The sequence below is a fragment of the Rhodococcus sp. NFXS4 genome (assembly GCF_058139645.1).
This window is the reverse complement of the sequence record NZ_CP192221.1, coordinates 709,854-723,507: the sequence shown is the minus strand read 5'-3', so window position 1 is coordinate 723,507 and position 13,654 is coordinate 709,854. Positions and strand designations below refer to the sequence as shown.

Here is a 13,654-nt window from a genome sequence, read left to right as displayed (position 1 = left end):
CATCAGCGGAAGAGCGGGAACTTCCTCTTGGTGGCGAGCGCGTCCATGCCCGACTGGATGGAGCGCCGCACCTCCTCGTACTTGGCCTCCACGTACTCCTCGTCGTCCACGCGGGCGAGATCGTGATCCACCTCGACGGGCGGCATGAAGCGGGTCCGGATCTTGGCGGGCAGCGGGATCTGCGGAAGTGCGGCCGGCGCGATGATCCACGGCAGCGACACGGCGATGGGGAACACCTTGAGTCGCGCGATCTTGTCCAGCCCCAACATCTTCGAGAGCTTGTCACCGCGGACCAGCACGGGCATGGCGTCGGCACCGCCGACGGTGGCGATCGGCACGATCGGCACCCCGCAGCGGATGGCGAGCTTGATGAAGCCGGTGCGCCCGCCGAGGGTGGCGACGTCACGTTCGCTCCACGGTCGCAGCGAGTCGACCTCACCTCCGGGCCACACGATGACGTCGCGCCCCTCGGCCAGTGCCGTGGACATCGAGTCTGGAGCAGCGGGCAGGACACCCATCGACCGGAACACCGTGCCGATGAGGGGGAAGGCCATCAGCGCATCGTGCGCGGTGCCGTGCAGCGTGCGTGACGGGCCGAACCGTCGCCACCACTGCGCCCCCACCGTCCAGGCGTCCCACACGAACGGTGCACCCGAATGCACGCCGACCAGCAGCACCGGTGGCGGCGGGATGGTCTCCCACCCGTCGATCTCCATGCGGAAGTACTTGTCGACGAGCGGGTTCCAGAACTTCTCCTGGCGCCGCATGCTGTCGACGTCCTGGTCCGTGAGGTCCCAGTCGCCGGCGCGCGAAGCGACCAGGCCGCCGAGTCCACCGGACGCGTTCTCGCGCTTGTCCTTCATCGTCAGCCGGGCCGCGGCGGCGACCCGCTCGGCCTGGTCCTGCAGCTCGGGATCGCGATGGTCGGTAGGGGAAATGTCTGTGTGATCGGCGCCACTCATGAGGCCGAACCTACTGCACGGTCAGATGCGCCGTACCCCGGTTGCACACAGGCCGTGACGAATCAGCACATCCGGCCCCGGGGCGGTGGTTCGTGTGCAGCCTCGCACGCCTCACCTCGTCGAGGTCCGCCGCACGACGTGCCACTCCGGTGTCGCGACGGGCTCACCCGCGAGCACGGCCCGCGCAGCGCTGCGCCCCTGCTCGTACAGCGACTGGGCCACCGTCGTCAGCCTTGCGCCCGCCGCTTCCTCGGTGTCGTCCCACCCGACCATCGCCAGGTCGCCCGGCACCTGCAGGCCGCGGTCCCGCACCACCGACAATGCCCCGAGCGCCATCTCGTCACTCATCGCCAGCACCGTGTCCGGCAGCGCGTCCAGGTGATCCTGCATCGCGCGCGTCCCCTCCGAGCGGAAGCTGCCGGTGCCGAACGCGACGGGCACCGCGGACCAGTCGAGCCCCAGCGCCTCGGCAGCCGCGCGGTAGCCCCGCAGACGGTTCCTCGTCACCGGGAAGTCGATCGTCTCCGGATCCGGTCCGTGCACGAGGCGCCGCTCCCGATGCTCGTCGGCAGGAAAAGCGAGCACCAGCGGTCGCGCGGCACCCGCGAGGGCGATCAGGGCGACCGCCTCGGCCGCGGCGGCGTCGTCGATGCTGACCAACGTCGTGCCGTCGTGCTCCGGACCGCCCTGCACGCACACGGGTCGCCCGGTGGCGACGGCCGCGTCGAGCAATGGGTCCCCGGTGACCGTGGTCCAGAAGACGTACCCGTCCACGGCGGCGTCGCGCACCCGGTCGACGTCGCGGGCGACGCGCGTGTTCGGCAGGATCACCAGGCCGGTGTCGGTGTCGAGGCACGCGTCGGCCACTCCGGACAGGAACCGGCGAGCCTGCGGGTCGTCGAACGCGTACGTCAGCTTCTCCGTCAGAAGCACGGCGAGGTTGTTGCTGCGGCCGCTGCGGAGCGACTGCGCGCCCCGGTGCGGGCCGGTGTAGCCGAGTCGCTCGGCGGCGTCGAACACCTTCGCCCGCGTCTCGTCCGAGACCCGCTCCGGCCGCCCGTACGCGTAGGACACGCTCATGACCGAGACGCCGGCCGCCGCCGCGACGTCGGCCATGGTGACGCGTGTGTGCGAGGTCATCGATCGCCACTCTATCGCCCAGCCCCGTCCGTGTGTATCGTTACACAGCATGTCCACGGCACCTCCGCGCGCGAACACGCCCGCTCTGCTCGTCCTCGGCGCGACCGCGTTCATCTACGTCACGGCGGAGACGCTGCCTGTGGGACTGCTCCCCGAGATGTCCGCCGACCTCGGTGTCGGCGAATCGGCCATCGGGCTGCTGCTGACCTTCTACGCGTACGCGGTCGCCGTGATCACGTTGCCGCTGATGGCGGCGGTGAAGTCGTGGGACCGTCGCAAGGTCGTCGTCATCACCGCCGGCGCACTCGCGGTGTCGCAACTCGTGTCGGCGGTGTCCGTCGGCTATCCGATGCTGGTCGGAGCACGACTGATCTGCGCGGCCACCCACGGTGTGTTCTGGGCCGTGGTGGCTCCGGTCGCGGCGTCACTCGCCGCACCGGGCAAGCGCGCGAAGGCGATCGCGCTCGTCTACGCCGGGACGTCGTTGGCACTCGTCGCGGGCAATCCGCTGACCGCCGCCCTCGGACAGTGGACGCACTGGCGCGTCGCCGCCGCGACGCTCGGCGTCGTCGCGCTGGCCATCACCGTCGCCCTGACCCGGTTGCTGCCCGCTCTCCCGGTCGCGACTCCGGTCGCCACCACGGCAACGTCGCGCCCCGGCATCAGCCGGGTGCTCGTCCTGCTGTGCGGCATCACGTTCCTCGCCGCGCTGGGCCACTTCGCCGGCTACACGTACTTCGCGCTCGTGGTCGGCGAGGGCATCGGCACATCGGGGAGCGTGCTCTCGACCATGCTGTTCGTCTACGGACTCGCCGGCGTCGCCGGCATCTGGCTCATCGGTCGCACATACGACCGCGGTCCGTGGCGCTCGACGATCGTCGTCCTCACCGCCATCACCACCGCGCTCGCGGCGCTGGTCCTGGCGCTGTCCACCGGATCCGGCGTGCTGGCGATCGTCGCCATCGCTCTGTGGGGCATGGCCTTCACCACCATCCCGGTGTGCATCCAGTCGGCCGTCCTGCACTCGGCACCGGCCGGGGCCGCGGCGGACCGCGCGTCGGCGATCTACGTCGTGACCTTCCAGGTGGCCATCGCGACGGGTGCCCTGGTGGGCGGCGGCATCGTCGACGCCCTGTCGGTGACGGCGGTGCTGGTCTTCGCGGCCGTCACCATGCTGCTGGCACTGCTCGGCGTCCTCACCGGGCGGTCGGCCTTCACGGCTCCGACGGCTCCCGTGCCGGTCGCTGCGACCGCATCCGCTCCCTGACCTCGCGCCAGGTCCGGGGCGAGATCCCCGCGTCGCGACGGGTCTTGCGGCGGGCCACCAGCACACCCGTCGCCGCCACGGCCCAGACCGCGTACTGCGTGAGCCACGCGACACGGAACGCCTCGAAGGTATACCCGCCCATCGCGTTCAGAATGGCGCCCATGGCCTGCATCACCAGCAGCGATGCGAGGAATCCGCCGATGTTCACCATGCCCTGGGCGGTGCCGAGCGCGACCGACGGATTGAACGTGCGCGCGTAGTCGAAGCCGATGGCCGACCCCGGACCACCGACCGAGATGACGATCACCAGGACGAACAGCAACCACGTCGGCGCGGGTCCCGGAAGAGCGAGCACCACCGCCCACATGAGAGCGTTGCTGGCCATGATCGCCAGCACCATCCACGACCGGCGCATGGGATAGCGCCCCGTCAGGATGCCGACGACGATGCCCGACACGATGGCCGACACCACCGACGTGGTGAGCAGCGCACCCACCACCGCGGACGACACCCCCTGCGCCGAACTGAGGTAGGGCACTCCCCACATCAGCGCGAACACGGTGATGGAGAACTGCGTCCCCATGTGGGAGAAGAAGCCGAGCCGGGTACCGGGCCGTGACCAGACGACGGAGATGTTGCGCACCGTCTCGCGGAACGTCACCCGCGGCGCGCTGCCGGGTCCGGGATCGGGCGAGTTCGAGACGGCGAGGAACGCGGCCAGCGCGACCACCACCCCGCTGCCCGCGGCCGCGCCGTAGGCGACGGACCACCCCCCGCCGTGCAACAGCGTCAGGAACGGCACCGCGGACAGCACCTGCCCGACCTGCCCGAAGATGCCCGTCAGCTGCGAGACCAGCGGAACCCGGCGGGGCGCGAACCACTTCGGCACCAGCCGCAGCACCGAGATGAACGTCAGCGCATCACCGACACCCACGACGGCACGGGCCGCCACCGCCACCGGCAGCGAGTCGGTGAACGCCAGGATCATCTGCCCCGACGCCATGACCAGCGCTCCCGTGACGATCATCGCGCGCGGACCCACCCTGTCGAGCAGCACTCCCGCGGGGATCTGCATGGCCGCGTAGACGACGACCTGCAGGACGACGAACGACGACAGCACCAACGGACTCGCGGCGTACCGATCCGCCGCGTCGAGCCCCGACACACCGAACGACGTGCGATGCAGGACGCCGACGATGTAGGCGAGGACACCTGTTCCCCAGACGATCCACGCGCGCATGCTGCTCAGTCTCCCGGGTAGAGTCCGCACCCATGACCCACGGTCACGCCCACCACGACACGCTGCCTGACGACGGCCGGCCTCCGGCCTCCCCGCTGCCCATCCTGGTGCTCAACGGTCCGAACCTGAACATGCTCGGAACCCGCCAACCCGAGGTCTACGGCACCGAGACGCTCGACGACGTGGTCGCGCTGTGCCGCGAGACCGCGGAACGCCACGGACGCACGATTCGTGCCGAGCAGTCCAACCACGAGGGCACGTTGATCGACTGGATTCACGAGGCGCGCGGGACGGCGTCGGGAATCGTCATCAACCCGGGCGGTCTGACCCACACGTCGGTCGTTCTGCGCGATGCTCTGGTCGTGCCCGAGATCCCCGTCGTCGAGATCCACATCTCGAACGTGCACGCCCGCGAGGAGTTCCGACACCACAGCTTCGTCTCGGGGATCGCCGTGTCGGTGATCGCCGGGTGCGGCGTCCGCGGGTACCGCTACGCCGTCGACGAGATCTGCGCCCGCACGTCCTGACCATCACGTCGGAAATGAGCACCATGGACCTCTCCCCCGTCACCAGCCACGAACTCGCACCACAGCCGCCGACGGGCGAGGGGTTCGAGACCGCGTGGCCCATCCGCGCCGGCGACGTCGACACCGCGAACCGGCTGCGCTACGACTCCGTCGCCCGGTACCTGCAGGACATCGGGTCGGACAACCTCGACGCCTCCGGACTCGGGGAGACGGATCCGTTCTGGATCGTGCGCCGCACGATCATGGACATCGACCGACCGTCGGTCTGGCCCGAGCGGATCACGTTGCGGCGCTGGTGTTCCGGTCTGTCGACGCGATGGTCGAACATGCGCGTCGACATCACCGGCGACAAGGGCGCGCACATCCGCACCGAGGGATTCTGGATCAGCATCTCGTCGACGACGGGCATGCCGACGCGCATCTCCGACGAGGGGCTCGCGCTGCTCACCCGCACAGCGGGCGAGACCAGACTCAGGTGGAAGCAGTGGATCCGCGATCCGGCCCCGGAGTCCTCACTGACAGATCTCGCGTTCCCGCTGCGCATCACCGACGTCGACGCGTTCAACCACGTGAACAACGCCGCCTACTGGCAGGCCGTCGAGGAGGTGCTCGCCCGCGCGGAGTCCGGCGAGATCACCGGCGGACCGCACCGCGCGGTCATCGAGTATCTCTCGCCGATCATGGCGCCGGATCACGTCACGCTCCGCTGGCGTCGGCACGACGTGGACGGTGCACCGGCGGTGACGGTGTGGTTCATGGTGGACGACACGGTGCGCACGATCGCGTGCGTGGTGGCGCGCGCCGGCGCGAGTGGCGCTTCTGCTCCTCTCGCCGACTGAATCGGCGGGATCCCGCTCGCAGGCGGCGCGAGGGGAGCAGAAACCCCGGAGGCCGGTCGCCTACTGCCAGGGCAGGCCGTCGAGCCAGCTCAGCACCATCGTCTCGTAGGCGATGCCGAAATCGAGGGTGGCCGCGGCGTAGGGATCGTCGAGCGCGGCGCCCTTCTGCTCGCGATACCGGCGCAGGTTCTCCTCGTGCGTGCTCCGGTGCGCCGCCACCGCCTCGCTCAGCACGGACGCCGGCACGTGCTCGCCGAAGGAGATCATCAGCAGCAGCGGATGACGAATGACCTCCGGCTCGGGGAGCACCGAGATCCAGGCGGCGAACTCGGCTCGCCCCGCGTCGGTGATGCGGTACGGCTTGCGATCACGCGCCTGCGTCTCGAGTTCCTCCACCAGTCCGGCGCGGGCGAGGCCGGAGAGTTCGCGGTAGACCTGGGAGCGCGTGACCGTCCAGAAGCCGCCGATGCAGACCTGCGCCGTGGCGACGAGGTCCCATCCGGACATGGGCCCGTTGTGCAGGAATCCCAGCAGAGAGGCCGCCGTCGCGTTGACGGTGGTGCCACGAGTGTCGGCCATGGCGTCATCGTCCCACACCTTGACAGCCCACAGTGGACGGTGCAGTCTGAGATCGGACATTCCACAGTGGACTGTCGTCCCCCGATCTCGACCACCCCGACGAATCGAGCGTTCGATGACCGCACCGCAGACACACGAGCAGGCACTCGCACTCCTCACCGCCGCGGTGGGAGACGGGCGCCTGACCCTGGACGAGTTCGACACCCGCTCCGCGGCCGTGGTCTCGGCCCGCTCCGATGCAGACCTGGCCGCCGTCACCGCCGATCTACATCCAGCGCCGTCCACACCCGGACATCCGACGACCGTGCCCGCGGCCGCGTGGCTGCGGTGGGCGTCGGTGGTCGCGCTGTGCAGCGCGATCTACGTGATCACCTGCGTCGCCTCGGGATCGATGCTGTACCCCTGGCCCGTCTGGGTGGCCGGGCCGTGGGGCATGGTGCTGCTCGTACACAGCATCGCCGCGGCGACACAGGGCCTCGGCACCGTCAGCTGCGGCGCTGCAGCCGCACGGGCTGCCCGTCCTTGGGATACGGCAAGGAGGTGAAGTCGATCGGTGTCGCACGATCGGCCGACACCGACCACGTGTGGTGGCGCAGGAGGTGGTGCAGCACCATCGTGATCTCGATGGCCGAGAAGAACTGACCCAGGCACGTGTGGACCCCGCCGCCGAACGGTTGCCACGCGAACTTGTGCGGCAGCGCGCGACCGTCGAAGCGGGTGGGGTCGAAGACCTCGGGATCCGACCAGTAGGTGGGATCGTGATGCGTGTAGTGCGGCGTGGCCACCACCATCACGTCGGCAGGCACGTGATGGCCGCGGATCACCGTGTCCCGCACCGTCCATCGCGCCATGGTGGGCAGCGGAGCGAGCATGCGCAGCGATTCCTTCATCACCGCGTCGAGTGCCGTCAGACCCGCCCGCGCCTCGGGTGCGGAGACGTCGGGGCCCGCGGCCAGCGACTGCCGGCGACATTCCTCCTGCCACTGCGGGTGTCGGCCGAGCTGATCGACCATCGTGGAGATGGTGATGGTCGACGTGTCGTGCGCTGCCATCAGCAGGAAGATCATGTGGTCGATGATCGCGTCGTCGGAGAAGCGCTCGCCGTCGTCGTCCTCGAGGTGGGCGAGCACCGAGAACAGATCTCGGCCGTCGCCGCGCCGCCGATCCGGAAGATAGTCCCGCAGAAAGTCTTCGAGGAAGCGTCGACCCTTCAGACCCCGGCGCCACCGACCACCGGGCACGTCGAGCCGGACGATGGACGTCGCCGCCTGAACACAGTCGACGAAGGCCTTGTTGACGGCGTCCAGCCGGGTGTCACCGTCCCGCACCCCGCCCATGAACACCTCGGTCGCGAGGCCGAGCGTCAACGACTTCACGGCGGGATAGATCTCGAAGTGCTCCGACGAGTCCCACTCCTGCACGGTGCGGGCGATCAGCGGTTCCATCGCCGCGGCGTAGGACGCGAGACGGTCCTTGGTGAACGCCTGCTGCAGCAGCCGCCGGTGGTGGCGGTGCTCGCCGAGGTCCATGAGCATGAGCCCGTTGTCGAAGAACGGCCCGATGAGCGGCCGCCAGCCGAGTGCGTTGCTGAACGCCTTGTCCCGGTTGGTCAGGATCTCCTCGCACCCGTCGGCGCCGAGCACCAGCACCACGCGCCGGCCCGCCATCGTGTGCCACGAGACCTGCCCGTAGCGCCGCTCCTGCTGCCGCCACAGGGCGAGGGGGTCCCGGATGTACTGCATCGAACGGCCGACGTAGGGGATGCCCGCACTGCCCATGACGGGACGGAGATCGGAGCCGAGCGGTGGGGCGGCGAGCGCGTGAGCCATGGGGCCTCCTGAGTATCTGACAGGGCGTCCTGTCAGATGTAGTGTGCGTCACAGGAGAGGCGCTCGTCAAGACCTGCGAGACTGACGGTATGGCGGAACCCGCGAGCAGGACCTACGGCGGAGTGGACGCGGCGGACCGCGCCGTCCGCCGCCGGGCCGCACTGATCGAGGCGGGCCTGGACCTCATGTCCTCGGTGGGCACCGACAAGACGACGATGACCGCGGTCTGCGCGGCCGCCGGGCTCACCGAGCGGTATTTCTACGAGAGCTTCCGCACCAAGTCGGACCTGCTGCTCGCCGTGCTCGACGGCGTTGCCGACGAGGTGAGAAGCGCTGCGATCCATGCCGTCTCGTCCACGGACGGAGACGTCGCCGACCGCGTGCGGGCCGCTCTGAGCGCCGTGGTGTCGATCATGCTGTCCGACCCCCGCAAGGGCCGGATCGCGTTCGTCGAGTCGATGGCGTCACCGACCCTGCGAGCTCGACGTCAGGCGACCATCGACGCCGTCGCGGACGTGGTCGTCGAACGCTCGCACGAACTCTGGGCCGACCGCGCACTCCCGCCGCCGCAGGACCGGCTCATGGCGCTGATGTTCATCGGCGCCTGCTCCGAACTCGTCTCCGCCCGGTTGCAGGACCACATCGGTGCGACCCCCGACGAGATCGTCGATGCTGCGACGCAACTGTTCCTCACCGGAATGCTGCGCCCGACGAGCTGACTCAGAGATGGCCCTTCAGCAACAGGTGCCAGTACGTGAACGGCAGGCCGAACCGGTCGCCCGCCCGCGAGAGCCGACGGGGCTTCAGCGGGTCCAGGAACGACGGCAACGACGACGTGATCTCGCCGGTGCGATCGAACTCGGCCGCGATGAGACGCCGCGCGTCCACCGGGATCGGCGCCACGGTGTAGCCGTCGTACTCCCCCAGCGCCTCGTTCGATCGTTGCGCCAGCACGTTGTCGACGAGGATCGACACCTGGCGGCGTAGTCCGCCGCCCGAGGGGTCGGTGTCGATGGACGCGCCGTCGCCCACGGCCCACACGCCCTCGTGTGTGCGGTGCCGGAAGGTCCGCGGATCCACGTCCACCACTGCGTGCGTGCCGGGATCAGCGCTCGCCAGGCCGGTCTCCTCGACCCACCGCGGTCCGCGGTAGGGCGGCACCAGATGCAGCATGTCGTAGCCGATCCGCTCGGTGCGACCGTCCGCGCCGGTCACCGTGATCGATCGCTCGCCCGGCGCGAGCGCCGTCACGGCGGTGCGGTGAAGCACTCGGACATCCAGCTCCCGCAGGTACTTCCGCAGCCGGGCGTCGAGCGCCGGCACTCCCACGAGATCCGGGCGGTCGACCACCAGCGTCATAGACGGCGCGGCACCCACCTTCCGCCAGTGCGCGGCGGCGAGGAACAGCGGCTTGATGGTGGTGCCGGTGCAGCTCACCGGCGCACGAGGAACCGTGAAGACGGCGTGCCCGTCGGGACGCATCGTCTGCACGAGGTGCCAGGTACGCGTCGCCTCGTCGAGGTAGTTGCTCGCCACCGACGACGACGCCAGCGCCGCGTCGATTCCGGGCAGTGCGTCGTGATCGGGCACGAGACCGGATCCCACGACGAGGTCGCGGTAGCGCACCTCCGTGCCCGACTCGGTGCGCACCGTCCGCGTCACGGTGTCCACCGAGACGACACGCTCCTGGATCCAGGTACAGCCTTTCGGTGTCACCGAGCGCTGGGAGCGCTGCGCGGACGCGAGGGACGCCTGCCCGCCGCCGACGTAGGACAGCAGCGGCCGATAGGTGTGCACCTCCTGCGGTTCGATGACCACCACGTCGGAGACACCCTTGTTCAGGAAACGGGCGGCGGCGCTGATGCCCGCGTTGCCCCCGCCGATGATGACGATGTCGTGCTCGGTGGTCATGATGCCTCCGGTGTCCTGTGACTCGAATGGTTCGGGGGTCTCACCACGACAGGTCCGGCTGATGCGGACCCGCGGCGATGCCGACCTCGTCGGCCGGTACGTCCGTGATGCCGAACAGGTCGGCGAGGGCCTGCTGCGGGGTGCGATCCAGTGCGTCGGCCCACCGGCGGGCCCGGCGCACGGCGCGCCACGACCACCACTCCACACTGCCGCCGGGCACGGTCGACCGCACCAGACCGGGGCCTTGCGGAGGCGTCGACGCCGCCAGCGTCCGCGCTGCATCCGGGGCCAGGACGACCGGACCGACGAGGTCGAGCCCGAAGCGGCTGCGCCGTACGTCGTCGCCGCCGGGGACACCGAGGCGGATTCGCGGGTCGTCGGTCCGCCACGACGCGACGAGATCCGCGGCGTCTGTTCCGTCCACCCACACGGTGACGTCCCCCTGCGCGAGCACCGATCCCACCGTCACCAACAGCGATGCGGCACTGTGTCCGTCGGCGTGCACGACCGCCGTGAGGTCGGGAACGGCGTACCGGACGCCGTGGGTGCGCGCAGCGGGGTCGGTGACGAGTGGAAGCAGGGACAGGGCCTCCGTGTTCTTCTGCTCGGTGCGTTGCTCACCGGGTCGGCCGGCCCAGTCGGGACCGTCGTGCCAGGCGACGGCGTCCGGCACATGCGCGATCAGGGCGCCGGCGAGGTAGGCGCGATTGGCCAGCTCCCAGTCCTCTCCGCCGTATCCGCCGAACGACTCGTCGAAGCCGCCGATCTCCTCGAAGAATGCTGCGGTGCAACACATCACCGCGCTGATGACGTGGCGATAGGAGCGATGATCGGCATCGAGCAGATCTCGCGAACCGCGGTACGCGTCGATCAACCAGCGCGGCTCGTCGAGGATCTCGTCGTCCGGCCCCGGAAGTCGGCCCAGCGCGGACAGGTCCGCGTGTCGCCGTCGACCGACGGTGAGTGCATCGGGAACCAGCGACGGCAGACGCACGAGCGCCTGGAGGTACCCGGGCTCGGGAACCGTGTCGGCGTCGAGGAAACAGAGCACGTCACCGGACGCGGCACGGGCCCCGAGATTGCGCGCCGCGGCGGCACGGAAGCCACGGTCCTCCTGCGAGACCACCGTGACGTCGAGCGCACTGCGGACGAGCGGCGCCGTGGCCGAGCCGTCGTCCGCGACGATCACCTCGAACGCGCGGTACGTCTGCTGCTCGAGCGCCGCGAGAACCAGATCCAGCGACCGTTGCTGTTCGAAATAGGGCACGACGACGCTGACCGACGGGCGCGGAGCATCGATGTCGCGCAGCAGGTCCCACCTGTTGCCGGGCACCGCGTGGCCGAGCGGGGTGGGGACCGCGGTGGTGATCACGCGTGCACCACGACCGACTCCGCGTACACCCGCACGTGCGCGGCGCCGACCTCCGCGCGCGTGGGGTGCGCGACGACCCCGTCCTCCAGCCACGTCGACTCGGGGTCACCCGCCGCGTCGGCGAGCGCCTCGGCGAGTCGGTCCTCCTCGTACAGGGTCACGGTGCCGGGCGAGCGCCGGGCGAACTCACGGGTGTACGCGCCGGCCACCACCAGCGGTCGACGGCCGTGCTCGATCCAGGTGTTGATCGACCCGGACGCGGACATGTGCCGATGATGCGCCACGGGAACGGTGACGCGGCCGAGTTCGACCGGAAGGTCGGCGTCGTCGATGTAGCCGGTGACACGCACGGTGGTGCCGTGTGCCGCCGCGGACTCGATCAGCTCGTCGACCAGATGATCGTGTCCCGGCGACGGCGTTCCCAGTGCCAGCAGGTGCGCGCCCGGGGGCAGCGCGTCCAGCACCTCGGCGTGTCCCTTGCCCGGGTACAGGAACCCGAGGACGCCGACGGTCACCTCGCCGCTGTCCGTGCGGATGCCGGCCCCCGTCGCCACGGGAAGCGGGATCACGACGGACGGGGTACCGATACCGGCCTCGCGCACCAGGTCTCGTTCGTGCTCGCTGCTGACGATCACGGTGTCCGCGCACGCGACCACCCGTCGGTAGCACTCGACGCGCGCAGACGCGGATCGGCCGTCGGACGGCTGCGGCAGATCGTGCAGCGTCACCACGAACGCGGAACCCGATGCGTGGATGCGCCGCGCCAAGTCCTCGACCACCCCGGCCGCAGCCGTCGCCGGTGACCCGAACAATCGGTCCGTCACGTGCAGGTGCACGACGTCGACGTCCGGAATCGACGTGACGTCACTCGCGGACTCGTGACGCAGGAGCGTCGACTCGAGACCGGCGTCGATGATGCCGTCGCGGATGCGCAGCGCGAACTGCACCACCCCGTGTCGCTCGGGACCGATGACGAGATGCGCGACCGACGTCACGAGTCGACCTCCGGTAGCAGCAGCGAGAGCGTGTCCGCGTGTCGAGTGAGCGCGGCGTCCACGAACGCGGGATGCTCGGCGTACCACTGCAGTTGGCGACGGTGAATGTCCTCGGCATCGACGACGGAGCCGCCGATCACCCAGTCCGGCCGGGGCGCGGCGCCGAGGTCGAGCGCGTCGACGACAGCGGACTCCAGCGGCGTGTGCACCGAATCGAGCAGTACGCGGCCCGGATCCGCCGCCGCAGCGTCGACACCGGCTGCCGACAGGATGCGCGTGGCCAGCTCGAGCAGCACCGGATTGCCGGGGTGGTTGATCGTGTGTGCGGCGTCCGCTCCGAGGGCGGTCAGGACGTCCGAGATCGCGACGTCGCAGTCCCGGCGCTCGCGTCGTGCGAGTTCGGCGATGCTCGCCTCGGCGTTCGCGCGCAGCGCGTCAGGGGCGACGGGAGCGGCGCGCCACTCCTCGGATGCCACCCTGCCTGCGGCCACGAGCACCGTGCGCAGATCGTGGTACGGAGCGCCGGCGGGAGACGCCGACGGGTCGCTCGGGTGCCGCACGATCACCTGGAACGGGTACAGCCCGCTGTACCGGAAGACCGGCCACCGCACGACCCGGGCGTGCTCCGGCAGCATCGACGCCACCTGGTTCGTCCCGATCGGCAGGTCGCGGTAGTCGTCGCGAACCGGCTGCGCCAGCAACACCGAGGCCCGGCCGGCCAGCTCGGCGAGGTGCCGCACGTCGGCCGAGTCGAGTTCGTGCACCGGCGGCATGCGCACGGTCCGGAACGGCGCGTCCGGCACCTCGTCGAGCATCACTCGCACGGCCTCGGCCTGGCAGTTCCCGAGCACGATCCACAGCGGTGGATCGTCGGGCACCGGGTCGAGACCGTAGAACTCGCCGTAATGACGCGTCCGGCCGTCCGGCTCGGTCGACGCAGAGTGAGGCATGACGTCGGGTTACCCGGACAGCGCGCAGGCGAAGCGGTGAGAG

At 70.1% G+C, this 13,654-nt stretch carries 14 protein-coding genes; 5 read left to right on the top strand and 9 right to left on the bottom strand.

Annotated elements, in window-relative coordinates; translation table 11 throughout:
* Positions 1 to 2: 2 nt before the first annotated feature.
* Positions 3 to 962, bottom strand: coding sequence for a lysophospholipid acyltransferase family protein (locus J4E04_RS03555; protein ID WP_222645498.1), 960 nt, complete (start codon positions 960 to 962; stop codon positions 3 to 5).
* A gap of 111 nt (positions 963 to 1,073) precedes the next feature.
* Positions 1,074 to 2,102, bottom strand: coding sequence for a substrate-binding domain-containing protein (locus tag J4E04_RS03550; RefSeq protein WP_490149898.1), 1,029 nt, complete (start codon positions 2,100 to 2,102; stop codon positions 1,074 to 1,076).
* A 49-nt stretch (positions 2,103 to 2,151) separates the two neighbouring features.
* On the opposite strand from J4E04_RS03550, the gene J4E04_RS03545 reads away from it, so the two are divergent.
* Positions 2,152 to 3,369, top strand: a complete 1,218-nt coding sequence (locus tag J4E04_RS03545; RefSeq protein ID WP_490149897.1) for an MFS transporter — start codon at positions 2,152 to 2,154, stop codon at positions 3,367 to 3,369.
* Here J4E04_RS03545 and J4E04_RS03540 read toward each other — a convergent pair.
* A complete protein-coding gene (locus tag J4E04_RS03540) occupies positions 3,317 to 4,609 on the bottom strand; it encodes an MFS transporter (RefSeq protein WP_490149896.1) in 1,293 nt (430 codons plus the stop codon). The genes J4E04_RS03545 and J4E04_RS03540 overlap by 53 nt on opposite strands.
* A gap of 32 nt (positions 4,610 to 4,641) precedes the next feature.
* On the opposite strand from J4E04_RS03540, the gene aroQ reads away from it, so the two are divergent.
* Positions 4,642 to 5,136, top strand: a complete 495-nt coding sequence (gene aroQ, locus J4E04_RS03535) for a type II 3-dehydroquinate dehydratase (RefSeq protein ID WP_285184371.1) — start codon at positions 4,642 to 4,644, stop codon at positions 5,134 to 5,136.
* Positions 5,137 to 5,150: 14 nt separating this feature from the next.
* Positions 5,151 to 5,975, top strand: a complete 825-nt coding sequence (locus J4E04_RS03530) for an acyl-[acyl-carrier-protein] thioesterase (RefSeq protein ID WP_490149895.1) — start codon at positions 5,151 to 5,153, stop codon at positions 5,973 to 5,975.
* 60 nt (positions 5,976 to 6,035) lie between these two features.
* On the opposite strand, the gene J4E04_RS03525 is transcribed toward J4E04_RS03530, so the two are convergent.
* On the bottom strand, positions 6,036 to 6,554 hold the full coding sequence (locus J4E04_RS03525) for a PadR family transcriptional regulator (protein WP_490149894.1): 519 nt from the start codon (positions 6,552 to 6,554) through the stop codon (positions 6,036 to 6,038).
* A gap of 115 nt (positions 6,555 to 6,669) precedes the next feature.
* On the opposite strand from J4E04_RS03525, the gene J4E04_RS03520 reads away from it, so the two are divergent.
* Positions 6,670 to 7,098, top strand: a complete 429-nt coding sequence (locus J4E04_RS03520; RefSeq protein WP_490149893.1) for a DUF1707 SHOCT-like domain-containing protein — start codon at positions 6,670 to 6,672, stop codon at positions 7,096 to 7,098.
* Here J4E04_RS03520 and J4E04_RS03515 read toward each other — a convergent pair.
* Entirely contained in the window at positions 7,040 to 8,383 is a 1,344-nt protein-coding gene (locus tag J4E04_RS03515) for a cytochrome P450 (protein ID WP_490149892.1), read from the bottom strand. The two genes, J4E04_RS03520 and J4E04_RS03515, sit on opposite strands and share 59 nt — an antisense overlap.
* Before the next feature lie 89 nt (positions 8,384 to 8,472).
* On the opposite strand from J4E04_RS03515, the gene J4E04_RS03510 reads away from it, so the two are divergent.
* Entirely contained in the window at positions 8,473 to 9,102 is a 630-nt protein-coding gene (locus tag J4E04_RS03510) for a TetR/AcrR family transcriptional regulator (RefSeq protein ID WP_222631777.1), read from the top strand.
* Between the two features lies 1 nt (position 9,103).
* Here the strand turns inward: J4E04_RS03510 and J4E04_RS03505 are convergent, their stop codons facing one another.
* Genes J4E04_RS03505 through J4E04_RS03490 form a run of 4 tightly spaced genes read right to left on the bottom strand, consistent with a single transcriptional unit; the run spans position 9,104 to position 13,611 of the window.
* Complete coding sequence (locus J4E04_RS03505) at positions 9,104 to 10,294, bottom strand: NAD(P)/FAD-dependent oxidoreductase (protein ID WP_490149891.1); 1,191 nt, start codon at positions 10,292 to 10,294, stop codon at positions 9,104 to 9,106.
* A 40-nt stretch (positions 10,295 to 10,334) separates the two neighbouring features.
* Entirely contained in the window at positions 10,335 to 11,666 is a 1,332-nt protein-coding gene (locus J4E04_RS03500) for a glycosyltransferase family 2 protein (RefSeq protein ID WP_328812125.1), read from the bottom strand.
* Positions 11,663 to 12,661, bottom strand: coding sequence for a glycosyltransferase (locus tag J4E04_RS03495; protein ID WP_490149890.1), 999 nt, complete (start codon positions 12,659 to 12,661; stop codon positions 11,663 to 11,665). The genes J4E04_RS03500 and J4E04_RS03495 overlap by 4 nt, the downstream gene beginning before the upstream one ends.
* Positions 12,658 to 13,611, bottom strand: coding sequence for a WcbI family polysaccharide biosynthesis putative acetyltransferase (locus J4E04_RS03490; RefSeq protein ID WP_222639296.1), 954 nt, complete (start codon positions 13,609 to 13,611; stop codon positions 12,658 to 12,660). Before J4E04_RS03490 ends, J4E04_RS03495 begins: the two co-directional genes overlap by 4 nt.
* Between the last annotated feature and the right edge of the window lie 43 nt (positions 13,612 to 13,654).

What these genes read in the sequence shown, in the direction of transcription:
- aroQ (WP_285184371.1), top strand. Translation starts at nt 4,642, where the DNA reads ATGACCCACGGTCACGCCCACCACGACACGCTGCCTGACGACGGCCGG.
- J4E04_RS03555 (WP_222645498.1), bottom strand. Translation starts at nt 962, where the DNA reads ATGAGTGGCGCCGATCACACAGACATTTCCCCTACCGACCATCGCGAT.
- J4E04_RS03520 (WP_490149893.1), top strand. Translation starts at nt 6,670, where the DNA reads ATGACCGCACCGCAGACACACGAGCAGGCACTCGCACTCCTCACCGCC.
- J4E04_RS03545 (WP_490149897.1), top strand. Translation starts at nt 2,152, where the DNA reads ATGTCCACGGCACCTCCGCGCGCGAACACGCCCGCTCTGCTCGTCCTC.
- J4E04_RS03515 (WP_490149892.1), bottom strand. Translation starts at nt 8,383, where the DNA reads ATGGCTCACGCGCTCGCCGCCCCACCGCTCGGCTCCGATCTCCGTCCC.
- J4E04_RS03510 (WP_222631777.1), top strand. Translation starts at nt 8,473, where the DNA reads ATGGCGGAACCCGCGAGCAGGACCTACGGCGGAGTGGACGCGGCGGAC.
- J4E04_RS03505 (WP_490149891.1), bottom strand. Translation starts at nt 10,294, where the DNA reads ATGACCACCGAGCACGACATCGTCATCATCGGCGGGGGCAACGCGGGC.
- J4E04_RS03540 (WP_490149896.1), bottom strand. Translation starts at nt 4,609, where the DNA reads ATGCGCGCGTGGATCGTCTGGGGAACAGGTGTCCTCGCCTACATCGTC.
- J4E04_RS03525 (WP_490149894.1), bottom strand. Translation starts at nt 6,554, where the DNA reads ATGGCCGACACTCGTGGCACCACCGTCAACGCGACGGCGGCCTCTCTG.
- J4E04_RS03550 (WP_490149898.1), bottom strand. Translation starts at nt 2,102, where the DNA reads ATGACCTCGCACACACGCGTCACCATGGCCGACGTCGCGGCGGCGGCC.
- J4E04_RS03530 (WP_490149895.1), top strand. Translation starts at nt 5,151, where the DNA reads ATGAGCACCATGGACCTCTCCCCCGTCACCAGCCACGAACTCGCACCA.
- J4E04_RS03490 (WP_222639296.1), bottom strand. Translation starts at nt 13,611, where the DNA reads ATGCCTCACTCTGCGTCGACCGAGCCGGACGGCCGGACGCGTCATTAC.